20 protein-coding genes are annotated in these 25,758 nt (G+C 67.7%); 17 read left to right on the top strand and 3 right to left on the bottom strand.

The window, feature by feature from the left end:
• The coding region (gene pepN / locus MK313_RS13960; protein ID WP_287782294.1) for an aminopeptidase N at positions 1-2,123 on the top strand (2,123 nt) is incomplete at its 5' end.
• Here pepN and MK313_RS13955 read toward each other — a convergent pair.
• Positions 2,120-3,406 (bottom strand): NAD(P)/FAD-dependent oxidoreductase, encoded by a 1,287-nt coding sequence (locus MK313_RS13955; RefSeq protein WP_287782293.1) that lies wholly within the window; start codon positions 3,404-3,406, stop codon positions 2,120-2,122. The genes pepN and MK313_RS13955 overlap by 4 nt on opposite strands.
• A 324-nt stretch (positions 3,407-3,730) precedes the next feature.
• On the opposite strand from MK313_RS13955, the gene MK313_RS13950 reads away from it, so the two are divergent.
• From MK313_RS13950 to tssA, 15 genes are all read left to right on the top strand, one after another.
• The gene (locus tag MK313_RS13950; protein ID WP_287782291.1) at positions 3,731-5,110 is read left to right on the top strand and encodes a glutamine synthetase family protein; all 1,380 of its coding nucleotides are present in this window, start codon (positions 3,731-3,733) and stop codon (positions 5,108-5,110) included.
• A gap of 470 nt (positions 5,111-5,580) precedes the next feature.
• Positions 5,581-6,180 (top strand): type VI secretion system contractile sheath small subunit, encoded by a 600-nt coding sequence (gene tssB / locus MK313_RS13945; RefSeq protein WP_008945006.1) that lies wholly within the window; start codon positions 5,581-5,583, stop codon positions 6,178-6,180.
• Positions 6,181-6,257: 77 nt separating this feature from the next.
• A complete protein-coding gene (gene tssC, locus MK313_RS13940; protein ID WP_121222156.1) occupies positions 6,258-8,060 on the top strand; it encodes a type VI secretion system contractile sheath large subunit in 1,803 nt (600 codons plus the stop codon).
• 155 nt (positions 8,061-8,215) lie between these two features.
• On the top strand, positions 8,216-8,713 hold the full coding sequence (locus MK313_RS13935; RefSeq protein WP_008945004.1) for an Hcp family type VI secretion system effector: 498 nt from the start codon (positions 8,216-8,218) through the stop codon (positions 8,711-8,713).
• A gap of 20 nt (positions 8,714-8,733) precedes the next feature.
• Positions 8,734-9,177: a type VI secretion system baseplate subunit TssE gene (gene tssE, locus MK313_RS13930; protein WP_287782288.1), complete on the top strand. Its 444-nt coding sequence runs from the start codon at positions 8,734-8,736 to the stop codon at positions 9,175-9,177.
• A gap of 1 nt (position 9,178) precedes the next feature.
• Positions 9,179-10,975, top strand: coding sequence for a type VI secretion system baseplate subunit TssF (tssF, locus tag MK313_RS13925; protein WP_287782286.1), 1,797 nt, complete (start codon positions 9,179-9,181; stop codon positions 10,973-10,975).
• Entirely contained in the window at positions 10,939-12,021 is a 1,083-nt protein-coding gene (gene tssG, locus MK313_RS13920; protein WP_287782284.1) for a type VI secretion system baseplate subunit TssG, read from the top strand. Before tssF ends, tssG begins: the two co-directional genes overlap by 37 nt.
• The gene (locus MK313_RS13915; protein ID WP_287782282.1) at positions 12,022-13,956 is read left to right on the top strand and encodes a type VI secretion system Vgr family protein; all 1,935 of its coding nucleotides are present in this window, start codon (positions 12,022-12,024) and stop codon (positions 13,954-13,956) included.
• Entirely contained in the window at positions 13,953-14,318 is a 366-nt protein-coding gene (locus tag MK313_RS13910) for a toxin-antitoxin system YwqK family antitoxin (RefSeq protein ID WP_287782280.1), read from the top strand. The genes MK313_RS13915 and MK313_RS13910 overlap by 4 nt, the downstream gene beginning before the upstream one ends.
• A 1-nt stretch (position 14,319) precedes the next feature.
• Positions 14,320-14,709 carry a DUF4280 domain-containing protein gene (locus MK313_RS13905; RefSeq protein ID WP_287782279.1) on the top strand — a complete coding sequence of 130 codons (390 nt, stop codon included), beginning with the start codon at positions 14,320-14,322 and terminating at the stop codon, positions 14,707-14,709.
• Positions 14,706-15,149 carry a hypothetical protein gene (locus MK313_RS13900; protein WP_287782277.1) on the top strand — a complete coding sequence of 148 codons (444 nt, stop codon included), beginning with the start codon at positions 14,706-14,708 and terminating at the stop codon, positions 15,147-15,149. The genes MK313_RS13905 and MK313_RS13900 overlap by 4 nt, the downstream gene beginning before the upstream one ends.
• 80 nt (positions 15,150-15,229) lie before the next feature.
• A complete protein-coding gene (gene tssK / locus MK313_RS13895; RefSeq protein WP_287782275.1) occupies positions 15,230-16,453 on the top strand; it encodes a type VI secretion system baseplate subunit TssK in 1,224 nt (407 codons plus the stop codon).
• The gene (locus tag MK313_RS13890; protein ID WP_287782273.1) at positions 16,450-17,178 is read left to right on the top strand and encodes a DotU family type IV/VI secretion system protein; all 729 of its coding nucleotides are present in this window, start codon (positions 16,450-16,452) and stop codon (positions 17,176-17,178) included. The genes tssK and MK313_RS13890 overlap by 4 nt, the downstream gene beginning before the upstream one ends.
• Before the next feature lie 4 nt (positions 17,179-17,182).
• Positions 17,183-20,971: a type VI secretion system protein gene (locus tag MK313_RS13885; protein ID WP_287782271.1), complete on the top strand. Its 3,789-nt coding sequence runs from the start codon at positions 17,183-17,185 to the stop codon at positions 20,969-20,971.
• A complete protein-coding gene (gene tssA, locus MK313_RS13880) occupies positions 20,968-22,035 on the top strand; it encodes a type VI secretion system protein TssA (protein ID WP_287782270.1) in 1,068 nt (355 codons plus the stop codon). The genes MK313_RS13885 and tssA overlap by 4 nt, the downstream gene beginning before the upstream one ends.
• 243 nt (positions 22,036-22,278) lie before the next feature.
• Here tssA and MK313_RS13875 read toward each other — a convergent pair whose 3' ends face one another.
• Complete coding sequence (locus MK313_RS13875) at positions 22,279-22,671, bottom strand: VOC family protein (RefSeq protein ID WP_287782268.1); 393 nt, start codon at positions 22,669-22,671, stop codon at positions 22,279-22,281.
• A gap of 138 nt (positions 22,672-22,809) precedes the next feature.
• Here MK313_RS13875 and MK313_RS13870 point away from each other — a divergent pair, with 138 nt between their 5' ends.
• Positions 22,810-24,855 carry a hypothetical protein gene (locus tag MK313_RS13870; RefSeq protein ID WP_287782266.1) on the top strand — a complete coding sequence of 682 codons (2,046 nt, stop codon included), beginning with the start codon at positions 22,810-22,812 and terminating at the stop codon, positions 24,853-24,855.
• Positions 24,856-24,950: 95 nt separating this feature from the next.
• On the opposite strand, the gene ychF is transcribed toward MK313_RS13870, so the two are convergent.
• Positions 24,951-25,758, bottom strand: an 808-nt coding sequence (gene ychF / locus MK313_RS13865) for a redox-regulated ATPase YchF (RefSeq protein ID WP_287782265.1), incomplete at its 5' end; no start/stop codon positions are given.

Below are 25,758 nucleotides of genomic sequence, written 5' to 3'. Positions count from 1 at the left end.
CGGGCGGCCGCCACTGGGCGAAATGGGAAGACCCGTTCCGCAAGCCGTCCTATCTGTTCGCGCTGGTCGCCGGCAACCTCGTGCCGGTGACTGACAAGTTCGTCACCGCGTCCGGCCGTACGGTGGACCTGCGCATCTATGTCGAGCAGGGCAACGAGGATAAGTGCGCCCATGCCATGGATTCGCTGAAGCGCTCCATGCGCTGGGACGAGGAGGTGTTCGGGCTGGAATACGACCTCGACATCTTCATGATCGTCGCGGTCGGCGACTTCAACATGGGCGCGATGGAGAATAAGGGCCTCAACATCTTCAACGCCAAGTACGTTCTGGCGAAGCCCGACACCGCGACCGACACCGACTACCAGCTGATCGAGGGCATCATCGCCCATGAGTATTTCCATAACTGGACAGGCAACCGCGTCACCTGCCGCGACTGGTTCCAGCTCAGCCTGAAGGAAGGGCTGACGGTGTTCCGCGACCAGGAATTCTCCGCCGACATGAATGCGCGCTCGGTGAAGCGCATTCAGGATGTGCGGGCGCTGCGCGCCGCCCAGTTCCCGGAGGATGCAGGACCGATGGCGCATCCGGTGCGGCCCGATTCCTATATCGAGATCAATAATTTCTATACCGCCACCGTCTATGAGAAGGGGGCGGAGGTGGTGCGCATGTACCACACGCTGTTGGGGGCCGAGGGCTTCCGCAAGGGCATGGATCTGTATTTCCAGCGGCATGACGGCGATGCGGTCACCTGTGAGGATTTCTGCCTTGCCATGGAGGATGCCAATGGCGCCGACCTGTCGCAGTTCCGCCGCTGGTACGAGCAGGCCGGCACGCCGCAGGTGAAGGCCAGCGGCCACTATGATGCCGACGCCCGCACCTACACGCTGACCATCGAGCAATCGACCGCGCCGACGCCCGGCCAGCCGGAGAAGCAGCCGCTGCTGCTGCCGATGGCGACGGGGCTGGTCGGCAAGAACTCGAAGGCTGACCTGCCGCTGCAGCTTGACGGCGAGAACGCCACGCACGGAACCGAGCGCGTGCTGCGCGTGACGGCGGCGCGGCAGGTCTTCACCTTCGTAGATGTAGATGAGGAGCCGGTGCCCTCGCTGTTCCGAGGTTTTTCGGCCCCGGTGAAGCTGGATGCCGGCCACGGCGAGGAAGATCTCGCCTTCCTGATGGCGCATGACAGCGACGAGTTCAACCGCTGGGAAGCCGGGCAGGCGCTGGCCCGCAAGCTGCTGCTCGGCATGGTCGCGGACCGTGCCGCCGGCCGCGAGATGGCAGTGCCGGACAGTTTCGTCGCCGCCTTCCGCCGCGTGCTGACCGATGACGAGGCGGCACCGGCCTTCCGCGCGCAGGCGCTGGCCCTGCCCAGCGAGGGCGATATCGGCGAGGCGATGCGGACCATCGATGTCGATGGCATCCATGCCGCGCGCGAGCATCTGCGCCGCCATCTGGCCGGCAAGCTGAAGGCGGAGCTGCGCGCGACCTACGAGGCGATGGCGGTGCCAGGCGTCCAGCTTGATGGCACTGCCATCGGCAAGCGGGCGCTGCGCAATCTGTGCCTCGGCTATCTGGCGGGCCTCGATGCGGACGGGCTGGCGCTGGCCGAAGCCCAGTTCGACAACGCCGAGGTGATGACCGACAGCGTGGCGGCGCTGGTCTGCCTGTCCGACAGCACCGACGCGGCGGGCGACCGCGCGCTGGCGACCTTCCACCAGCGCTGGCGCCACGACCCGCTGGTGATGGACAAGTGGTTCTCCATCCAGGCGATGGCGAAGCGCCCGGACACGCTGGCGCGGGTGAAGGCGCTGATGGGCGATCCGTCCTTCAGCGTGAAGAACCCGAACAAGGTGCGCTCCCTGCTGGGCGCCTTTGCGGCGGGCAATCCGGTGCGCTTCCATGCCGCCGACGGCTCGGGCTACCGCTTCATCGCCGATCAGGTGATCGCGCTCGACCCGATGAATCCGCAGGTCGCGGCGCGGCTATTCAGCCCGTTCGCGCGCTGGCGGCGCTTCGACGAGGCGCGTCAGGCGCTGCTGAAGGCCGAGATCGAGCGCGTGCTGGCGACGCCGAAACTCTCCAAGGATGTGTACGAGGTCGCCTCGAAGAGCGTGGCCTAACGCCCGATCATATCCAGCAGGCGGAAATAGAACATCGCCAGCACCAGAGCGGGCGTGCGCAGGGGGCCGCCGGGGAAGGGCATGTGGCGGATGCGCCCGAAGATATCCAGCCGCTCCGCCTGGCCGGCGACCGCCTCGGCGATCAGCCGCCCGGCAAGGCCGGACAGCGCCACACCCTGGCCGGAAAAGCCCTGCGCGTAATAGACATTGCCCTCCAGCCGCCCGAAATCCGGAATCCGGCTGGTGGTGATGCCGATCAGGCCGCTCCAGGCCTGCGCGACCTCGATATCGGCCAGCTGCGGGAACACCTGCACCAGCTTGCGGCGCAGATAGAAGCGCAAAGAGGGCGGGTCGATGGCGGAATAATTCGCCCCGCCGCCGAACATCAGCCGGTTGTCGGATGTGGCGCGGAAATAATTCAGGATGTGATTGCACTCGCCGACCGCGAGACCGCCCTTCACCAGCCCCTCCAGCCGGGCCGGGTCCATCGGCTCGGTCACGCAGACGAAGCTGCCGACCGGCATGACATAGGGGCGCAGGCGCGGCACCAGCCTGCCCAGATAGGCGTTGGCGGCGATAACCAGATGGCGGCAGCGGATCGTGCCGGTTTCCGTCGTCACGCTGGGGTGGTCGCCCATCGTCACGGACAGCGCCCTGGTGCCCTCATAGAGCGTGGCACCGGCTTCCTCCGCCGCGCGGGCGAGGCCCAGCAGATAGGCATAGACCTGCAGATGCCCCGCACCAGGGTCGAGCAGCCCGCCGAGATAGCGCGTGCTGGCGACGGTCGCGCGTATCTCCTCGGTTTCCAGCAGGCGCACCGGCTGGTCATAGCCATAGCGCTCCAGCCATTCCGTGCGTTCGGCGCGCAGCCCGTCCATCTGATAGCGGCTGAGCGCGGCGTAAAGATAGCCCCACGTCAGATCGCAGAAAATGCCGTGGCGCTGCGTGCGCTCAATGATGATGCGCTTGGCTTCCTCCGCCATGCCCCAGACGCGCTGCGCATCCTCCCTGCCGAGTGCCGCCTCGATCTTGCCCATGCCGGAGGAATAGGCGGTGCAGATCTGCCCGCCATTGCGGCCCGACGCCCCCCAGCCGATGCGCTGCTGCTCGATCAGCGCGACCTTGTAGCCGCGTTCCGCCAGGTTCAGCGCCGCCGATACGCCGGTCAGCCCGCCACCGATGACGCAGACATCGGTATCGAGATCGCCCGCCAGCGCTGGCCGTGCGGACGGCATCGCGACGGTGTCGGCATACCAGGTGGGCGGTGTTTCCGGCTGGGTCATGTGCCGCTGATACCCCTGTGCTGCCCGCCCGGCAAGGGGGAATGGCGTCGCAGCAGGGTCGTCGTAGTGTTTGATCTAATCTGCTGGCCGCGCCGTCGCTCCTCCCGTCACCCCCGCATTTATTGCGGGGGTCCAGGCTTCCGCTAGCTGGATCGTCGGTCGGGTAAGCTGAACCCTGGATTCCCGGGACAAGCCCGGGAATGACGGTCCTGGGAGCACCGGGGCTCTTGCGTCTTGCCAAACTGCTGGCCCGCCGCCTCCGCTTGCCAAGCCTTCTGCCGCCCTGTAGCCATAGAGGCAGGCGCAACAGCTTTTCAGGGCATCATGAGCGACGACAACCCCTTCGACATTGGCAAGGAATTTCCCGCCGAGGTGGCGGAATGGATCGCCGAACGGCATATCGACGAGGTCGAATGCCTGGTGCCGGACATGGCGGGCATCCCGCGCGGCAAGATCCTGCCGGCCGAGAAATTCCTGCAAAGCTGGGGGGAGCGCGGCCTGCGCCTGCCGGAATCGATCTTCGTGCAGACCGTCACCGGGGATTTCCCGGACCAGGTCGATATCGACCCGGCCGATTCCGACATCTATCTGGTGCCCGATGTCAGCACGCTGCGTGTTGTGCCCTGGTATGACGAGCCGACGGCGCAGATCATCAATGACTGCTATTACGCCGATGGCCGCCCGGTTGATATCGCCAGCCGCCAGGTGCTGAAGCAGGTGCTGAAGCTCTATGAGGACAAGGGCTGGCAGCCGGTGGTGGCGCCGGAGGTCGAGTTCTTCCTGGTGAAGCCGAACACCGACCCGGACTATCCGCTGGAGCCGCCGGTCGGCCGCTCCGGCCGGGCCGAGACGGCGCGGCAGTCCTTCGGCATCGACGCGGTGAACGAGTTCGATCCGGTGTTCGAGGAAGTGTACGATTTCTGCGAGCAGCAGCAGATCGACGTCGATACGCTGAGCCACGAATCCGGCGCGGCGCAGATGGAGATCAACTTCAACCATGGCGAGCCGCTCGCGCTGGCCGACCAGGTGTTCCTGTTCAAGCGCACGCTGCGGCAGACCGCGCTGCGCCACAACATCTACGCCACCTTCATGTCGAAGCCGATGCAGGGCCAGCCCGGAAGCTCCATGCATGTGCATGTCAGCGTGGTGGACGGGCAGAGCGGGCAGAACATCTTCTCGAAGCCGAACGGCGAGGATAGCGAGGATTTCCTGGCCTTCATCGCCGGCCTGCAGCGCTATTTGCCGCGCGCCATGCCGCTGATGGCGCCCTATGTGAATTCCTACCGCCGCTTCGGCCCGCATTTCTCCGCTCCGCAGAATGTGCATTGGGGGCGCGACAACCGCACCACCGGCCTGCGCGTGCCGGTCACCGGCCCGAAATCCCGGCGCGTGGAGAACCGCGTGGCGGGTGCCGACGCCAACCCCTACCTCGCCATCGCGGCGACGCTGGCGGCGGGCTATCTCGGCATCGAGGAAGGGCTGGAGGCGACCGCCCCGGTGGAGGGCGATGCCTATGGCATGAGCCGCGCGCTGCCCGGCCATCTGCAGGACGCGCTGGGCGGGCTCTACCGCTCCAAGGAGCTGCGTGCCGTGCTCGGCGACCGCTTCGTGGACGTGCTCTGCGCCGTGAAGGAATGGGAATACGACGCCTACCAGCAGGTCATCAGCGCGTGGGAACGCGAATTCCTGCTGCTGAACGTGTGAGGGTTTAGCCTTTCCCGCACTCCTGCCGTCACCCCCGCATTTATTGCGGGGGTCCATGCTCCTGCTTGCTGGATGCCTGCCCGAGTAGGCTGCACCCTGGATTCCCGGGACAAGCCCGGGAATGACGGCCAGTGTGTGTTGCGCCGGCTTCGCTTCTTTTCACGCCTCCTTCTGCCCCTCTCCATTCGTCACCCTCGGGCTTGACCCGAGGGTCCAGAGAGACGGCGCCGTTTGCTGGATGGTCGGGTCAAGCCCGACCATGACGAAATTGGTGGAAACGCTTTCCGCACTGCACACCCTCTAAAACCATCCATCTCCTCCTTCCCGTGAAATTTCGCATACACATGCAATTTAAGATTGCATGATAAAAAACTTATGCGCTTAATGAACACACACGCTTTGGTTGTGAGTGGCTGTGCGGACGCTCTTCTCCGCGCGCCCGGAAATATGACGCCAGGGAGGGTGCCCGCATGTTTCTCGTCGATACCAAGACCAGCGCGCAGAAGCTGATCGCCAAAGACAATCCGCCGCGCGTGCAGATCACCTACGAGGTCTATACCAAGGGCGCCACGCTGGCGGTCTCGCTGCCCTTCGTGGCCGGCATCATGGCCGACCTCGCCGGGCAGACGGAACGCGCCGTGCCCTATGCGGAGCGCGACTTCATCCAGCTCGACAATGACAGTTTCGCCCAGTTCATGGGCCGCATCGGCCCCAGCGTGAAGGCGGTCTGGACCGACCAGAACGGCGACGATGCGGGCGATACGCTGACCTTCCAGACAATGGACGATTTCGGCCCCGGCGCCATCGCTGCGCGCGCCGAGGGCATTGCCCCGCTGTTTGCCGACCGGCGCGCGCTGATGGGGTTGCAGGCGCGGCTCGACGGCAACAGCGCCTTCCAGCAGACGGTGATGGCGATCCTGCAGCCGGCCGGCGATGACAACAAGCCGGAGACCGACCCGGCGAAGATCAACGCCAGCCTGACCGCGCTGCTGACCGAGGTGCTGCAACAGCGCAGCCAGTACGAGGCCGAGGTTGCTGCCGACCAGAAGGCGCTGCCGCCGCCGTCTTAAACGGCTGTCCTCCTCATACCCGTAATGCGTGCAGGAGCGTCCCGCTGTGACGCCGCCACCAGCCTGAAGGTGATACTATGACGACACCGATCCAGTCGCTTCCCACCGACCTCCAGCCGGCCTTCACCACCGGCAATCTGGCGCTGGCCCAGACGCCCGACCAGATGCTGACCGGCCTCGATATGCTGGCCGCCTTGATCGGGCAGGCGCTGCTGGTCTATCCGCCCGCCGCCGATCCCGGTGCGGCCCCGGCCGAACCGACGCCGCCTGCGCCGATTGCCGACGATGCCAGCGCCGCGGACAAGGAGACCTACCAGACCGCGTTGAAGAAGTATCAGGCGGACCTCGCCGCCTATCAGATGCATCCCTATCTGGCGGCCGCCTGGGCGATGACGCAGGCACCAACCGCGCCGACCATTCCCGACGCGGCGACGCCGGAGGAAAAGGCGGAGGCCGAGGCGAAATACGCGCTGAAGCAGCAGATCTATGCCGAGGGGCAGAAATTCGTCGCCGGGCAGAAGGCGGCCATCGCGCTGGACGAGCCGATGGCCTTCGCGGCGGCCAGCATCGACCGGCTGACCGGGCAGGTCTCCGACCAGGTGAACCAGATCCTGCACGACCCGGACTATCAGGCGCTGGAGGCGCACTGGCGCGGCCTCGCCTATCTGGTCATGAGCACCCACACCAACCAGGACCTCATCCTGCGTGTGCTGGATTGCAGCTATGACGAGGTGAAGGCCGACTTCAAGAAGGCGACCGACTGGGACCAGACGGCGCTGTTCAAGAAAGTCTACACGCAGGAATACGGCACGCTGGGCGGCAAGCCCTATGGCGTGATGATCGGCGATTTCGCCGCCTTCTCCGCCGCCAAGCCGGATGTCGATGCGCTGGAGCGCATGGCGCAGATCGCCGCCGCCTCGCATTGTCCGTTCGTGGGCGCGGCTTCGCCGCACATGTTCGGGCTGACCAGCTTCACCGACCTGAACAAGCCGAACTCGCTCAGCAAGATTTTCGGCGGGCTGGACTATCTCGACTACAACTCGCTGCGTTCCTTCACCGACTCGCGCTACGTCTCGCTGGTGTTGCCGCAGGTGCTGCTGCGCTCGCCCTATGACGCGGTGAACAATCCGGCGGACGGCTTCGAGGATTTCGAGGAGACGCTGGGGGCCGGCGCCGACCAGCGCAGCGACAAGTATTTCCTGTGGGGCAACCCCGCCTATTACGAGGGCGCGCTGATCACCAACGCCTTCTACACCTACAACTGGCTGGCCGCGATCCGGGGCGAGCAGGGCGGCGGGCTGATCGAGAATCTGCCGGTCTATACCTTCACCACGGCGGCCGGCGAACAGGCGATGAAGATCCCGACCCAGGTGATGATCCCGGACCGCCGCGAGGCGGAACTGAACGACCTCGGCTTCATCGCCATCTGCAACCGCAAGCTCACCAACCAGGCGGTGGTGTTCGGCGGGCGGACCATCCACAACCCGCCGAAATGGGATAATTCCAGCGCCGCCGGCCAGGCCGCGAACGCCAGCGAGGCGCTGTCGGCGACGCTGCCCTACATGCTGAACGCGGCGCGCATCGCGCAATACATCAAGGTCATGCTGCGCGACACGGTGGGCAGCTTCGAGACCTCCGCCACGCTGCAGAACATGGTGAATGACTGGCTGGGCACGCTGGTGCTGCTGGACGACGAGGCGCAGCAGAGCGTGAAGGCGCGCTATCCGCTGCGCAATGCGCGGGCCGATGTGCAGGCCGTGCCCGGCAAGCCCGGCTACTACACCGCGACGGTCTATCTGCAGCCCTTCTTCCAGCTTGAAGGGGTGGAGGTGACGATCAGCCTGGTGGCCGAACTGCCGCCGCCGGCCGCCGCCGCGTAACGCCGCCATGCCCTTCGAGACGCGCGCTTAAAGCGCGCTCCTCAGGGCGAGGTCACACTCCCCCTCATCCTGAGGAGCCTTCCGCAGGAAGGCGTCTCGAAGGATAGGGCGACGGGACACAGAGATTTTGGCTCCAGACGGCCAGGGAGGCCCCTATGGACTACATCGTCCTCAAGATCGCCGACAAATACGCCATCAAGGGCGAATGCACGCTCGACAAGCATACTGACGAGATCAACATCCTGGGCTATTCGACCGGCGTGGCGATGCCGTTGCATTTCGACTCCTCGGGCGGCGGCCGCGCCACCGGCCGCGCGCAGGTGCAGGACATCACCGTCTCGAAATATCTCGACCAGGCGACGCCGAAGCTGAACCTCGCCTGCTGCCTGGCGACGGAGCTGGGAAAGATCTACATCTATCTGATCCGCACCTCGGGCGACAAACCCATCGAGGCGATGACCTACACGCTGGAGAACGCGATGGTCTCCTCCGTGTCGCTGAATGCCGGCGGCAACGAGCTGCCCGTCGAATCGGTCACCTTCAACTTCACCAAGATCACCTGGAGCTACCAGTTCGAGACCAAGGAAGGCGACCAGAAGGGCAAGGTCGAGACCGAGTACGATCTGGAAAAGGCGACCGGCCAGGGCAAGTAGCCCCTGCCGCGTGATCCGCCATGCCGCCCCGCGAACTCTATGGCCAGCGCGCGCCGCTGTTCGAGCGGCTGTCCGCCCGCGACACGCCGCTGGTGCTGGACGGGCCGGCGCTGGCGGACTCGATCCGGCACGCGCTGGTCCGGCTGCTGGGCTCGCGCGCGGATCGCCCGGTCGAGTCCTATCTGGCCGGGCCGCGTCTCGTCACCTCCTACGGCGTGCCGGGCACGGTGGATTTCACCGCCGTCTCACTGTCTGACCGGCAGCTGATGGCGCGCTGCCTTGAGGCTGCCATTGCCAGCTACGAGCCGCGCCTATCCGACGTCTCCATCGCCATCGAGCCGACGCGCGACCGGCTGCGTCCGCTGGAGGCGCGGCTGACCGCGACGGTGACGCTGATGGGCTATCAGCGTGCCGTGGTGTTCCTGCTGAACGGACGCAACGTGACGCTGGCGGGGGAGGGCTGAAATGGACGGCTATGAGACTCTGCTCCCCTATTACCAGCGCGAGCTGTCCTTCCTGCGCCGGGAGGGGGCGGATTTCGCCCGGCAATATCCGCAGATCGCGCGCCGGCTGGATGTGGCGGGCGACACCGTCACCGACCCGGATGTCGAGCGGCTGATCGAATCCGTGGCCTTCCTGACGGCGCGCATCCAGCATGTCATCGACCAGGAATTCCCGATCATCCCGACGGCACTGCTGGATATCCTCTATCCGCAATTCTCGACGCCGATCCCCTCCATGGCCATCGCGCAGTTCCGCCCGCCGGAGGAGGCCGGCAAGCTGACCACCGGCCTGACCGTGGAGCGCGGCCGGCAGTTCTTCGCCGCCAGCGGGGAGAAGGGCGCGCCGGTGGTGCGGTTCCGCACCTGCTATCCGGCGACCATCTGGCCGCTGGAGCCGACCTATGCCGGCTTCGACGACCGCTATCCCGACATCGTGCAGACGGAGCGCGCGCGCAGTCTGTTCCGCCTGCGGCTGCGCAGCACCGGTCCCGGTTTTGCGGCGCTGGGTGTGGAGCGGCTGCGCGTCTATCTGGCCGGGATCGAGCTGCTGACCGACCGGCTGTATCAGATGCTGACCTCGGAAATCCGCTGTGTCTATGTGCTGCCCGATGGCGATGCCGCGCGCAGGGTGCGGCTGGATGCCGGCAGCATCCAGGCGGTGGGATTCCGGCCTGACGAGGCAGTGCTGCCGGACATGCCCTATGGCCTCGACGGCTACCGGCTGCTGCTGGAGCTGTTCCAGTTCCCCGACAAGTTCCGCTTCCTCGATTTCACCGGGCTGGATGCGGCGGGCGACGCCACCATGATCGACCTGCTGTTTCCCGTCACCGTGGCGCCGCCGTCGGAGATTCACGCCGACCCCGGCACCTTCCGGCTGGGCTGCACGCCGGTCGTCAACCTGTTCCGCGGCGTCAGCCAGCCGATCCGCCTCACCGGCGAGAAGCTGGATTATCCGGTCTTGGCCGATCTCGGCGACCGCGCCTCGGTGGAGGTGCATTCGATCAGCAAGGTCTCGGTCACGCCCGACCCCGACCGGCCGGTGGCCTGGGTAAAGCCCTATTTCGGCTTCGCCGGACCGGACGGGCAGGCGGAGGACGGGCTGTACTGGGTCGCCCGCCGCCGCCCGGCGCGGCTGGCCGGCGTGCCCGGTGACGAGATGGTGCTGAGCTTCGTCGATCCCGCCTTCAACCCGGCCTTCCCGGCGGACCGGGTGCTCTATGCCCAGCTTCTGTGCACCAACCGGCGGCTCGCCCCCTTCCTGCCGGCGAACCAGTCGCTGCAGCCGGACGAAGCGGCGGTGCCCGGCACCCAGGCGTTGCTGACCGCCCCCACCATGCCGCTGGAGCCGGCGACGGACGGGTCGGCCCTGTGGCAGCTGGTCACGCAGCTGGCGCTTGGCCAGGCCTCGCTGGTCGCGGGGGACGGGGCGGTGCTGCGGCAGCTGTTGCAGCTCTACGAGCTGGACGGGCTGGTTTCCAGCAATGTGCTGATCGATGCGCTGGCGAATGCGACCGCGAGCGCCGCCATGATGCGCGGGGCGGACGGCGCTAGCCTGATCCATGGCAGCGACATCACGCTCGGCTTCGACGACACGATGCGGCCGGAAGGCAGCCTCTACATCCTGGCCACGGTGCTTGACCGGGTGCTGCCGGTCTTCGCCAGCGCCAACAGCTTCACGCGGCTGTCGGCACGGCTGCTCACCAAGGCGGAAAGGTGGAAATCATGGCCGGCCCGGATCGGCGACCGCCCGTTGCTGTGATCGACCGGCTGTTCGCGCAGCCCTGGCGGTTCGAGTTCTGCCAGGCGGTGCGGCTGCTGGAGGCGCTGGTACGCGCGCCGAAGCCGGTCGGCGAATCCGGCAACCCGAAGCTGGAGCCGATCCGCTTCCGCGCCGCCGCCACGCTGGGCTTCGAGGGGGCGCCGGTACGCCAGGTCACGCCGCCGCTGATAAGTCTCACCACCTCGGCGATGGAAACCTATCTGCGGCAGGATGGCAGCAGCGTCGCGCAGGCCGATATGGCGGTCAGCTTCTTCGGCCTGGCCGGCACAGTGGGGGCTTTGCCGCTGGCCGATACCGAAAGGCTGCTGCGCGCGGTGCAAAGGCGCGATCCGGCGATGGCGGATTTCCTGTCGCTGTTCGAGAACCGGCTGATCGCCGTCTATTACCGTGCCCGCAAGGCGCAGCGTCCGGCCTTCGATCCGGTGCCGCCGGAGGACTCGGCGCTGGCCCTCTATCTGCAGGCGGTGATGGGCTTCGCCCTGCCGGCGGTTGCCGCCAGCCTGCCGGCCGATTTGCGCCGCCGCCTGCTGCCCTTCGCCGGGCTGCTGGCCGGGGTTCGGCGGCCAATGGAGGGGCTGCGCAAGCTGTTGACGGGTGCTTTATCGCTGCCGGTCGCCATCGAGGCGCCGGTGCCGCGCATGGCGACGGTCGCGGTGGACCAGCGCAGCGCGCTTGGCTTGCGGCTGGGGCGGTTCCAGGCACTGGGCAAGAACGCTGTGCTGGGCGGGCGGCTGTCCGATGGCGGGCGGACAATCCGGTTGTGGATCGGGCCGCTGGACCGCGCCATTTATGACGGGCTGCTGCCGGGCGGGCAGGGCTACGAGACGCTGCGACGACTGGCCGGCCGCTATCTCGGCGATGGATATTCGGTGGAGGTGCGCCTGGTGCTGCATGCCGAGGGCGTCAGTGGCGCCAGCCTGTCAGCAAAAGCGGGCGCGCGGCTGGGTCTGACCAGCTGGCTGCTGGGCCGGGCCGCCGATTCGGATGCGTGCGAGGCCCGCTTCGCCCTGCCGGCGGTGCGCTAGATGGCCGGGCCCATCTTTGCTGCCACGGTGAAGACGACGCTGTCCGGCGTTACCTTCACGCTGCTGGCTTTGGAGGCTGAGGAGGGCCTGTCCCGGCCGTTCCGCTATCTGGCGACGGTACGCGCCGACAAGGCGGATGCCGATGTCGCCAGCCTGCTCGGCAAGGTCGCCTCAATCACGCTGACCGCCGATGGCAAGGCGAAGAGGTTGTTCTCCGGCATCGTCGCCGAGGCCGGGCAGCTGGATGCCGATCCGCGCGGCGCCAGCTATGTGCTCGATATCCGCCCGGCGCTGTGGCTGCTGACGCTGGCCGGCGACTGCCGCATCTTCCAGCAGAAGAGCCTGTCCGACATCGCCAAGACCGTGCTGAAGGCGGATGGCGCGGCGCGGATATCGGACAAGCTGTCGGGTACCTATGCGAGCCTCGACTATGTGGCGCAGTTCGACGAGAGCGACTTCGCCTTCGTCAGCCGACTGCTGGAACGTGCCGGCATTTTCTATTTTTTCACCCATGCCGAGTCGGGCGAGACGCTGGTGCTGGCCGACGATTCCTCGGCCTTCCAGCCGATTGCCGGCCCCTCGGCACTGAATTACCGGATGGCGCAGGGCAGCGGGTTGCAGCCGGATGCGGTGTCGTTCCTCAGCCGCTCGGCACGGATGACGACTGGTACCTTCTCCACCGGCGACTACAGCTTCCTCACCCCCTCGACTGATCTGACAGTCACCTCCAAGGGCAAGGGCAGTGAGGTGACACGCTATCTCTGGCCCGGTGGCTACGAGAAGCGCGATGAGGGGGAGGCCATCGCCAAGCACAGCATCCAGGCGCTGGACGCCGATGCCGTGCAGCTGACCGGAGAGAGCGCGAGTCCGACCCTGCTGCCGGGGGCGACGGTCAGCATCCAGGGCTATGGCGATGCCAAGGTGAACGGGAAATATGTCATCACCTCGGTCAGCCATGTCTTCACGGAGGATGGCTACCGCAACCGCTTTACCGCGCTGCCGTCCGACACGGTGATCCGGCCCGTGCAGGCAACACCGCGCCCGCGCATCGCCGGCCTTCAGACCGCCAAGGTGGTCGGCAAGCAGGGCGAGGAAATCTGGACCGACAAGTACGGGCGAATCAAGGTCCAGTTCCCCTGGGACCGGCAGGGCAAGTCTGACGAGAACAGCTCCTGCTGGATACGCGTCGTGCAGGGCTGGGCCGGCAAGGGCTGGGGGCACCTGTTCGTGCCGCGCATCGGCATGGAGGTGATGGTCGCTTTCGTCGATGGCGACCCCGACCGGCCGCTGGTGGTCGGCGCGCTGTACAACGCCGAGCAGACGGTGCCGGTCACGCTGCCCGGCGACCAGACCAAGAGCACCGTGAAGACCAATTCCTCCAAGGGCGGCGGCGGCTTCAACCAGATCCTGTTCGATGACGCGAAGGACAAGGAGCTGATCTACCTGCATGCCCAGAAGGACATGACGGAGGAAGTGCTGCACAACCGCACGGCCACGGTGATGCAGGACGAGAAGCTGACCGTGTCCAAGGGCGACCGCACGGTGGAGGTCTCGGAAGGCAAGGAGACTCACAGCGTGAAGAAGACCCGCGACGTGACCGTCACGGGCAAGGAGACTCACACCAACAAGGCCGATTTCGACCAGACGGTGGACGGGAATATGAGCCTGACCGTGAAGGGCAATTACAGCCTGACCGTGCAGGGCTCCGTCACCATCAAGGCGACCGGTGCCGTCACCATCGAGAGCAGCACCGGCGGGGTCACGGTGAAGGCGGCGCAGAGCCTCCAGACCTCCGGCATGACGATCTCCAACAAGGCGACGACCAGCCTGACCAATGATGGCGGCATGTCGATTACCAACACCGCGCAGGGCAAGGCCGCGCTGGAGAGCAGCGGCATGGTCACGATCAACGGCGCGATGGTGAAGATCAATTGAGCGGCCCCGAACCCCTTTTGCTGCTGGACGCCAAGGGCCGGCCGGAGGTCGAGGGCCAGACGCTGGAGGACAAGCTCGACGGGCCGGTGCGCTTCTATACCGAGGGGCGGCTGGCGATGACCGCGACCTACAAGGCCGGTGTGCTGGACGGGCCGATGGTGAGCTATGGCGCGGATGGCGCGGTGCTGGGAGAGGCGGTCTATCGGGACGGCGACAAGGTATCGGAGACGCCGCCACCGGCGCCAGAACCGCCGCCGCCCGCCCCAGCACCGGTACCGCCGCCCGCCAAGCCGCCGACCCTGTTCCAGCTGCTGAAGCAATGGCTGGCGATGAAGCTGAAACCCGTGAAAGGAGGAGGCTGATATGGCGATGCAGGTCTGTGCCGGGGCCATGCTGATGTGCAGCTTCGGCGTCGCCCCGGCGGCGCTGTCGGTGCTGCCGACCAATCGCGTTATGGCGGGCGGGCCGCCGGCGGCCACCATCATGGATCATATTCCGGTCGTGAATATTCCACCCTTCGGCATGTGCACCAGCCTTGCTAACCCGACTGTCGCGGCGGCCACGACGGCGGCGCTGGGCGTGCTGACGCCGATGCCCTGCGTGCCGGTGGTGCCGGCTCCGTGGGTGCCTGGCGCGCCGACCGTGCTGATCGGCTCCATGCCGGCGCTCGACAATAATTCAAAGGCGATGTGCGCCTGGGCCGGTGTCATCCAGATCACCGTGCCCGGCCAGTTTACGGTGATGGTGCCATGAGAATCCTTCTGTTCCTGCTGATCCTTCTTCTGGCGGCCTGCGCATCGAAGCCGCCGCCGCTGAAGACCAGCCAGCTCTATCTCGCCATCGCGCCGGATGCGAACGGCAACAGCGCCTTCCGGCTGGATGTGATCCTGACCTCCGACCCGGCACTGGCCGCCGAGATATTGGCGCTGACGCCTGCCGCCTGGTTCGCCCAGCACCAGCAGATGGCGGCGCTGCATGCCTCGACGTTGAAGGTGGTCGGGGCGGAACTGGTGCCGGGGCAGGCCTATGGGCCGGTCGCCCTTACCGCGAAGTTCCGGGTTACCAGCGGGCTTGTCGCTGTCGGCTATGACGGGGCGGCGGCCGGCTTCGCCGTGCTGGGGGCCAGCGCGTGGGAGCTGCTGACGCTGAACCGCACCGATTTCGCGCTGTCAGCGGCTGGTGCTGGAAAGTGAGTGGAAAAGCCTATGGTCATACACTCGTATAAGTAGTATTTCTGAATGAATACACCCGTAACTGCACTGGACCTGCCGGCATGAGTGATTCGGCGCGGACCATTCCCCCGCTGCCCCTGAAATGGTGGGAAGGCATGCTGCTCGCCCCGCAGCACATGCAGCAGCAGGGGCTGCGGCAGGAGATGCTGGTCGCCTATCAGGCCGGGCTGCTGGCGCCCTGCGCCTGGGGCGTGGTGCGGCTGGAAAGCTCGGCGGATGCCGATGGCGGCATCGTCACGGACGGGAAGATTGCTATCACTGCGCTGGAGGCAATCCTGCCGGACGGCACGGCGGTGTCGCATGGGCCCAACTCGAACGGTGTGGGGTCACCGGTCTCGCTATCACTCGATCTGGCGCCGGTGCTGCCGGCGGTGGAGGGGCGCAGCCTGCGCCTCTATCTCACCCTGCCGCACCGCCATGCCGGCGATGTGTCGCCGGACAGCGGCGCGCGTTTCGTCCCGGTGGTGCAGCGCGCGGTACCGGACGAGAATACTGACGCTGACCCGATAGAACTCACCCGCCTCGCCCCGGCGCTGGCGCTGTCCGCCGGGCCGCCGCCAGCCGACCGCTCGGTCGGGCTGCCGCTGATGGAGATCGCCTACCGCAACGGGGCCTACCGCATCGCTGCCTATGTGCCGCCTAGCCTGCTCTGCCCGTCCGGCGGCGCACTGCAAGGCCTTTGCGCCGGTATCGCCGACAAGGTGCGGCGGCAGGCGGGCGGCCTCACCGCGCTGGCCGGCGCGGTCGCAGCCGCCGTGCCGGGTACGCTGCCGCCGCGCTTTCCCTCCTACGACCACATGGACGCACTGCCCTGCGTTCAGGCGGTGGCCGGCTTTATCGAGACGACGCTGGCCGGCCTTGGCGGCGGCTGGCGGGCAGTCCCGTTCGAGACGGGGGAGGAGGGCGGCTTCCGGCTGGATATCCAGGCCGGGTGGCTGGCCGGCGGTCTGGTCATCGGCGTGCTGCCGCCGGAGGGGGCGGATATCGAGACCGCGCACCGTTATATGGGCGCCTGCCTGGTCGGCAGCGAATCGCGGCTGCAAGGGTTGCGCAAGCGCCGCGTGCTGGGGGCGGGGCGGCAGCGCCTGCCAGAGCGGGACGCGCTGTCCATCGCCCGCCGGCCCGACATGGCGGTCTATCGCGTGCAGCCGGAGGGGGAGATCGCCGCCGGCGAGGCGCTTGCCATCGGCATCTTCCAGGCTGAGGCCTCGGTGCCGCCGCCCGCCGGCATCGTGCTGTTCCTGCCGCCGGAGAAAACCGGATGAGTGCCGCCGACACCTTCCTGCTGCAGGGCTTTCGAGGCTATTACGACGCGCTGGAAGGCTGGCGCGTGAAGGCGCTGGCCACTGCCAGCCCGGCAAAGCGGCCGGAGATTCAGGCCGATCTCGCGGCCCGGCTGGATGCGCTGTCGGTCGAAGCCCGGCATCGCGGCGGCGAGAGGCTGGGTGAAGCGCAGGATCGTGCCGCCTATCCGATGGTGGCGCTGGCCGACGAAATCTTCGTCTATCTCGACTGGCCAGAAGGAGATGAGGGCGGGAGTGACTGGCTCGGCCACCTGTTCGAGCAGCGCTATTGCCGCAGCCATGTGGCAGGGGAGGAGGTCTTCGCTCGCATCGACGCGCTGGAACGCCAGGGCGAAAGCGGCCTCTCCACAGGGCTGGCGCGCCTCTTCCTGCAGGTGCTGGGGCTGGGGTTCGAGGGCCGCTATCGCTGCCAGCCGGATGGAGCGGCGGCGCTGCGGCGCTACCGCCATCTGCTGGCGAGGCTGGCTTTTGCCGGCAGGCCGTCGCTCTCCTCGCCGAACGGGCGACTGACGCCGGAGGCCTATCAGCACACTCTGGACCCGCCGCCGCCCGCTCCGCCAGTTGGGCCGCTGCGTTGGGCAGGCCGGCTGCTGCTGACACTGGCCGGCCTTGCCGCCCTGTCGGCGCTGGTCTGGCTGCTCGCGGTCTGGCCGCTGCTGCACGCACTCGCCCTGCTACCGGGGTGATGCCATGCCGGCCCAGCTTCTCGCCTTTCTGAAGGACATGCCCGGCTGGGCCTGGCTGGTGCTGGGGCTCGCTCTCCTGCTGCTGGCGGGGGCGGCGCTCTGGTGGTGGCTGAAGCATCGCAAGCCGCCGGACAGCGCCGCCACCACGACCGGCAAGGCACTGGCGGCGCTGAAGCAGGCGGTGCCGCAGGCCGGCCGGCGGGCGGCCTTGCCCTGGGTCGCGCGGATCGGCCCGGACCTGCCGGGCCTCGCCGGCCTGCCTGGCATGGCGCCCGATTTCGTGGAACCGGCGGAGGTGCCGAAGGACGGCGTGATGCGCTGGTGGGGCGTGCCGGGCGGCGTGGTCATCGATCTGCCATTCGCGGCGGAGCCCTTCGAGGCCGCCCTGAAGGCGCTGGTTTCGGCGCGCCCGGACCGGCCGCTGGATGCGGTGCTGCTGACCGTGCCGGCCGCCGCGCTGGAGGCTGATCCCACACTGGCGACGACGCTGCGGGAGCGGCTGATGGCTGCCTGCCGGGAAACGGGCATGCGCCTGCCTGTCTATCTGGTGCTGGACGGGGCGGAGGGGCTGGCTGGCTTCCCCGAAGTCGCGGTGGCGCTGCCGGAGGCGCGCCGGTCGGACATGCTGGGCTGGTCGGTTCCGGTCGGGATCGCGGCGCCTTACGATCCGGCCTGGCCGGGCACGGCGCTGCGGGAGACCGCCATCGCGCTGGGCGATGCGGTGGCGGCACTGTTCGGTGCCGACGATGCCCTGCCCGACCCGGAGGCGGCGTATCGTTTGCCGGAGCAGGTGAACGCGCTCAGCACTCCCGCTTCGGCGATGGCCGGCACGATCTTCGCGGCCGGCGTGCAGCCGGCGCCCTATGGGCTGCGCGGCCTCTACCTCGCCGGAACGGTGCAGGGCACCCGCTTCTTTCTGGCCGACCTGCTGCGCCGGAAGATCTTCGCCGAGATCGGGCTGGCTGTTCCCCTGTCGGGTCAGGTGCCCCGGCAGGGCTGGCAGGTGCAGGCGCTACGTGCGGCGACCGTCGCGGTCGTGGTGGTCGGGCTGGCCGGGATGATCTGGTCGGCGGTTTCCCTCAGCCGCGCCGCCAATGACATGGCGGGCATCGTTACGCAGTTGCGCGACGATCTCATCCGCATTGATCGCCAGCCACCCGACCGCGATACGCTGGCCGGCATGGTGCAGCGGTTGGTGGCGGCACTGGATGCCGCCCGGTCGGACCGGCTGCGCTATGCCTTCCTGCCAGTGTCCTGGTTCGATCCGCTGTCGCCCGCCCTGTCGGATGCCGCGGAGCAGGGCTTCGGGCGGATCGTGCTGGCGGCGATCCGCGCCGGGCTCGAGGCGGAGGCGCTGGCGCTGGCCGATCCCGCGACGCCGCTCTCGGTGCCGAGGCCGGCGTCGGACGCCAAGGGCTTTCCGTCGCTGCAGAATTATCTGGCGGTCTCCGCCTATCTGGAAGAGGTGGCGGGGTTCGAGGCGCAGCTGGCGCTCTATGACGGGCTGACCGGGCCGGACCGCGCGCAGAACCTTTCCACCCTGATGAAGGAATTGCTGTCGGTCGATCTCGACCCTTCCATCGTCACCGCGCGGCCACCGCTGATGGCGGGGCTGGTAGCCGCACGGCAGGCGGCAGGGAGTTTCCCGCTGGCACCCTACCGGCCCGGCGTGCGGGTGCGGCTGGATAGGCTGATGAGTACGTTCCTGGCGGCGGACTATGCCGGCAACCCGTTGCAGGCGGCGCTGACGCCCGTCGCCGCAGACATGACGGCGCTCACGGGGGCGGCGCAGACCGGCAAGCTGGCCGCGCTCGACCGGCTGCACGCGGGGCTGGATGGCACAACAACGCTGGTGTCCTCCGGCAAGGCCGCCTATCTGGCGCTCGACCCGGCCAAGGATGCGGATGCCACGGCGCTGACCGGGCGGATCGCGCAATCGGCGCTGCTGGGTGAGAGCGCGGCCTCCTCGCAACAGGCGCGCTGGGTAAAGGCTGCGACAGATGTGCGCGGCGCGCTGACCGCCCTGAAGGCGCCTGGCTACCCGTCTTTCGTGACGTTCGGAACTGACGTCACTCTCGATCCTTCGCTGGCGGCACTGGCGACGGCGCTCGATACGCTCTACGCCCAGCCCTTCATGGCGGCGGGGCAGGCGCGCAAGCTGCCCGCCAGCCTGACCGAGGGCAGTGCCGCCTTCTGGGACCCGGCCGCGCTGACCGAGGCGAAGAATGCGGCGACTGCCTATGCCGGCACGGCGAAGCCGCCGGCGGGGATTGTCCCGCCGCTGTCCTCGGAGGTGGCGGCGCTGACGGCGGTGCGTGCCTCCATCGCCATTGAGGATCGGCTGGCCGGGTCGCTCGCCCGGCACAGCCCGGCAGGCAGCATGCTCGCGGAATTGCAGACGGAGGCCTCGGCCTTCTCCGCCGTCGCCGCCGATCTGGAAACGGTGCTCATGGCGCTGACCACCGGCCGGCTGCTGCCGCTGCGGCTCGATCTTGGTGCACTCCTGCGCGATCAGGCGGATTCGCAGCTGACACGCACTGACGCGCTGCAAATGGCGAATGCGGATTACGCCACGGTGGATGGCGACCGCTTTGGCTGGTGGGACGGCAAAAGCGCGTTGGGCTATCGCGGCTTCGGGCTGGACAGCCAGGCGGCGATGCAGGCGCTGCTGACCCGCAACCAGGACTATATCGGGCTGCTGAGCGGCCAGCTTGCTGCCCCGGTGCTGGATTTCCTCGGCAAGGCGGGCAGCGCCCTGCCGCCGGGCGACGCGCAGGCGCTGGAGGCGAAATGGGCGGGGATATCGGCGGCGCTGGCGGCAATGGCCGCGAAGCAGCCCACCGCGACCATCGCGCGGCTGAACGGTTTCGTGCTGGAGACCATGCCGGCGATCACGCTTGCCACCTGCGCCAGCGCCATCACGCCTGCCCTGCTGGCGGCTGCCCCCAGCGACTATTTCGATGCCCGCCGGCTGGCGCTAATGCGCGGCATTTCCGACCGTTGTTCGGCGCTGGATCAGAGCGACGTTGCCGCAGGCTATGCGGCACTGGTGGCGCAGTTCCGCTCCCGCGTGGAGGGCAAGTACCCCTTCGCGGCGGCGGACCGGCTGCAGGAGGCGACGAGCGCCGACCTGCTGGCGCTGCTGCGCGCCTATGATTCGCTGCCGGCCAGTGCGGCTTCGGTACTGCGCGGGCAGGGCGAGGCGGAGGCTGCCGCTTTCGTGAGTGCCATCGGGCAGGTGCGGGCGCTGTTCCCCGCCTTTGACGGCAGCGTGCTGCCCAGCCTCGGCCTTTTGCTGACGCCGCGCAGCAACCGCGACTATGAACGCGGCGGCAACCAGCTGATCGACTGGCGCATCGCGGTCGGCGACGAAACCCTGGCCGGCGTGCCCGCCGCACCATCGCCGCTGGTGTGGGAGGCGGGGGACGCCATCACCATCACCCTGCGCTTTGCCGCCAACGGGCCGCTGAGCCCCGCCGCCACGGGCCAGCAGCCGGCGGCTAGCGTGAGCGGCGAGGCGGTGACCTACAGCTTCGGCGGCACCTGGGCGGCGTTGCGCGCCTGGCAGGCGCAGCGCGGCACGGCGGCGGATTTCGCGCCCGGCAGTGCGGCGCTGGATAGCAGCTGGCGCTTTGTCATCGCCACTCGGAACGCGCAAGGGGCGGCGGGCGACCCGGTGCGCGTCTTCGCCAGCGCCTTGCCCTTCGCGCCGGCCGACAAGACCCGCGCGCCGCTGGCCCTGCCGTCCTTCCCCACCAGCGCGCCGGACATCAGGACGGGAGGCACGCAATGAAACAGGTCTGGTCGCACCTGCCGGACATTGACCGGGCGGCGCTGCTGCGCCCGATCTCCCGCAAGTCACCCTGCGGGCCGGCGCCGCGCGAGGCTGGCATCAGCGACCCGATCCGTCGCTTGCGCCAGCAGGGGCACGGCCACCCGGAAGAGACTGACTGGGCCGGCATCGAGGAAGCCTGCCTCGCCGCGCTGGTCGGACGGACGAAGGATCTGGAGATCGCTGCCTGGCTGACCGAGGCGCTGCTCTACCGGCGCGGGGCGGCGGGTCTGGCGGCGGGGCTGGACCTCATCGCCTGCTATGCCGAACGCTTCTGGGACAAGGTGCATCCGCTGCCGGAAGAGGGCGACCTTGGCTACCGCGTGGCGCCGCTGGACTGGCTGGACCGGCTGTCGGTGCCGGCGCGGCTGATCCCGCTGACTTCGCCATCCGAGCCGGGCGTGCCGCCGCATGGCCTGCATGACTGGGAGATGGCCGGGCATCTGGCGCAGCTTGCCCGCAGCGACCCGAAACGCCACCAGCGCGAACGCCAGGCCGGCGCGGTCGCGGCGGAAGATATTGAACTCAGCCTGATGCTGACGCCGGACGGGTTCCTGCGCACACAGGCGTCGCTGTTCGCCGCGGCGGCGGTACGGCTGGCCGACCTGTCGGCGCTGCTGGAGGAGAAGGGGGCGACCAGCTATTCCGGCCTGCCGTCCCTGTCGCGCACCATCGCGGCATGCCGGCACTTCCTCGACTCCGCATTGGCCGCCCGGCCCGGCGGACCGGATGAGGCGGAGGAAGATGAGGCGCACGACGTCGAGCCTGCGCATACGGCGCCCGCGCTGGCGCTGTCCGTGCCGGAGGAGGGCAGCTTCGTCGATATCCGCAACCGCGAGGAAGCCTACCGGCTGCTGGCGCTGGCCGCCGACTATCTGATGCGGGCCGAGCCGCACAGCCCCGCCCCCTATCTGGTGCGCCGTGCCATCGCCTGGGGCGGCATGAGCCTGCCGCAGCTGCTCACCGAACTGCTCGACGGCGATACCGACATCGCCCGGTTAAGGCGGTTATTGGGGCTGCCCTAGGAAACGCACAGACTTGCCGCTCTCTCCAGCCGTCACCCCCGGTCTTGTACCGGGGGTGACTGTCTCAGGAAGCTGTCATTGCCGGGCTTGACCCGGCAATCCAGGGGCGGTGCCCTGCCTGGAACGTTACAACACTTGGCCCCTGGACCCCCGGGTCAAGCCCGGGGGTGACATAGGAGTTGGTCCGGTCTTGCATGCAGGAATTTCACATTAACCAGTTGCCACATCGTTACCTCCGCCCCCTCACCGTCCCTGCGGTTTTGGCCAGTCGGGGCTGCGGAATTCCTGGATTTCCAACAGGTAGCCGTTGGGGTCGCGCAGGAAGGAGGAATAGACCTTGAATTCCTCGCTGTAGCGCGGCGGCGCCTCATAGATAACGCCCTTGGCGGTCAGGTATTCGTACCAGCCATCCACATCCGGCGAGACGATGGTCAGCACCACGCCATTCGGCTGCTTCGCGCGGACCTCACGGGCGCAGATGCCGACGAAACTGTCCGGCCCGACGCGGTAGAGGCGGCAGGCGCCCTGGTCGAGCACCATCTCCAGCCCCAGCGTTTCGCCATAGAAACGCGCGCTTTTCTCAAGGTCCCAGGTGTAGAGGAAGGTGACCTGCTGATCGATCGGCGGGCGGTTCATGGCGGCGCTTTTCCCTGTTCGTGTCGCATCTCCCAAAAATTAGCGACTGCTGCCGGATTATGATAGATTCTTTCAATGGAATCAGGGGTGCGGCATAAGACACCCGGCATAATCGTGCAGGACGGGGTTACGGCATAGATGGCGGCGGCCGAGAACATCGAGAAGGGCGCGCCCGGCTCCGAGCAGGAGCTGGACCAGTCGGCCCGCGCCGACGGGCTCAATTTCGACATCCAGATGAACCAGCCGCTGACGCAGTTCGCCCGGCTGGGCACGCCTGCCTATGCCGCCGAATCCAAGCTGGGGGCGGCCGGGCGCTTCTACGCCATGGTGCTGGACCCGGATTATCCGCCGCGCACCAAGGCGCTGCGCGGCCTGCGCGGTGTACGCATGCCCGGCCTGACCTGGCTGGAGGAATGGGCCGTGGTGCCCTGGCCGGCGGCGAATGGGGCACAGCGGCTGATCTGCGTGTTCCGCCGGCCGAACGGCGACCCGCTGATGGACGCGAAATACCTGGCCCCGGCGCCGATGCCGGAACGCCAGGTGGTGACCGATGTGGTGCAGCCGGTGCTGGAAACGCTGCTCGACCTGTTCCGCCTGGGGCTGACGCATGGCGCCATCCGCCCGAACAATCTGTATCGCTGCCGCGATCAGGGCCGCGTCGTGCTGGGCGAATGCCTGTCCGTGCCGCCCGGCGCCGACCAGCCGGACATCTTCGAGCCGCTGGACCGTGCCGCATCCGAGCCGCTGACTCGGGGCGACCCGACGATGAGCGACGATGTCTATGCGCTGGGCATGACGGCGGCCTTCCTGCTGGTCGGCAAGCATCCGACGCCGGAGCTGAACGCCAAGGGGCTGCTGCGCAAGCGCGTCGAGGGGGCGAGCTTCATGCTGCTGTCGGAGCGGCACCGCCTGCCCTACGGCATGCTGGAATTCCTGCGCGGCACGCTGCAGGACGATGCGCGTGACCGCTGGACGCTGATGGATATCGATGCCTGGCTGAAGGATGGCACGGTGCCGCAGACCAAGCTGCATCTGCCGAAGATGGCCGGCTGGCCGATGGAATTCCTGGGCGAGCCGCACACCACGCTGCGCTCGCTGGCCTATACGGTCGCGCGCTCCACGGATATCGAGGGCGCCAAGGAATTCCTGCTCAGTCGCAAGTTCCGCAACTGGATGGCACGCGGCCTGGATGAGGAGCGCATGCTGCCCGCCCTCGACGCGCTGTTCGGGGAGCGTGAGGAAAAGAGCATCGACAAGATGGCGGAGGCGGTCTCCACCGCCTGCATGCAGCTGAATCCGCAGGCGCCGCTGCACTATAAGGGGCTGGCGGTGAACCCCGCCGGCATGGGCACGGCGCTGGCGGCGCGCTATGACGATCCGGATTTCCGCGCCCGCCTGATCGAGATGGTGAAGAGCAATATTCCACTGCGCTGGCTGGGCGCGCAGGCGGAGGCCGACGGCTATCTCGGCGTTCACAAGCTGCTGACCAAGGCGCAGGGGCTGGCGTCACGTACTGGCTGGGGCTTCGGCGTGGAGCGCGCGCTTTACGAGATGCAGCCGATGGCACGCTGCCGCAGCCCGCTGCTGAGCAAGTATCTGGTCTATCGCATTGAGGCGATCCTGCCGGCGCTGGAGGAGGCCGCGGCGGCAGCCAAGGAGCCCTTCCTGCCGGTGGACAAGCATCTGGTGTCCTTCGTCATGTCGCGGCGCCGGGATTTCTCCATCGGCCTGCTGGACGGGCTGGACGGTGCGGATGAGTTCGTGAAGGCGCAGGCGGCGCTGCGCTTCCTCTCCTTCCTGGAGGAAAAGACCGAGAATCCGGATGGCTGGCCGGAGCTGGCCCGCATGCTGGGCGGCATGCTGCAGCCGGGCATCGACCGTATCCTGAGGCCGCGCCGCAAAGCGGAGTTGCAGAAGAAGACCGACAAGGCGATGGAGGAGGGCAAGCTGTCGGCCCTGCAGGAAGTGTTCAAGCAGGGCGGGCTGTTCGAGCAGGATCAGCGCGAATTCAAGGATGCCAGCTTCCGCTGGCGGCTGAACCAGACACAGATCCTCTCGGCCGAGCATGACGAGAAGCTGCTGGTGCAGCGCGCCGGCGAACTGGGCAGCCGCATCGCCTTCTTCATCACCGTCAGCCTGTCCTTCGTCAGCGTCGCCGGCATCATGGCGTTCATGCTGATCTGAAGCCGCTTGCGCGGCTTCGGGCATGCTGATCTGACGCCGCTTGTGCGGCTTCGGGCATGCTGACCTGACGCCGCTTGCGCGGTTCCGGAACGGGATCAGACGTTGAAGCGGAAGTGGAAGATGTCGCCGTCCTTCACCAGATATTCCGCGCCCTCGACGCGCAGCTTGCCGGCATCCTTGGCGCCCTGCTCGCCGCCGCAGGCGATGAAATCCTCATAGGCGATGGTCTCTGCGCGGATGAAGCCGCGCTCGAAATCGGTATGGATGACACCGGCGGCCTGCGGCGCCTTCGATCCCTTGCGCACGGTCCAGGCGCGGGTTTCCTTCGGGCCGGCGGTGAAGAAGGTCAGCAGCCCCAGCAGCGCATAGCCGGCACGGATGACGCGGGCCAGGCCCGGCTCCTCCAGCCCGATGGTCGCCAGGAACTCCTTGCGCTCCTCCGGGTCGGTGATCTGCGAGATTTCCGCCTCGATGGCGGCGGAGATGACGACGCTGCTCGCGCCTTCGGCCTTTGCCTTCTCGGCGACCTTCTCGGACAGCGCGTTGCCGGTCGCGGCATCATCTTCCGAGACGTTGCAGAGATAGAGCACCGGCTTGGAGGTGATGAGCTGCAGCTGCCGCACCGCGTTCTGCTCGTTCTCGGCGAACTTCACGGTGCGTGCCGGCAGGCCTTCGCGCAGGGCGGCCAGGATCGGTTCGATGATCTCCAGCTGCGCCTTGGCTTCCTTGTCGCCGCTCTTGGCGCGCTTGGACAGCGGCAGGGCGCGGCGTTCCAGGCTGTCGAGGTCGGCCAGCATCAGCTCGGTCTCGACCGTCTCGGCATCGCGCACCGGATCGATGGAGGCATCCACATGGGTCACATCGCCATCGTCGAAACAGCGCAAGACGTGGGCGATGGCATCG

The organism is Oceanibaculum sp., assembly GCF_022449305.1.
Taxonomy (GTDB): Bacteria; Pseudomonadota; Alphaproteobacteria; order Oceanibaculales; family Oceanibaculaceae; genus Oceanibaculum; species Oceanibaculum indicum.
The sequence above is the reverse complement of the archived record's forward strand: the minus strand, read 5'-3'. Positions and strand labels throughout refer to the sequence as shown.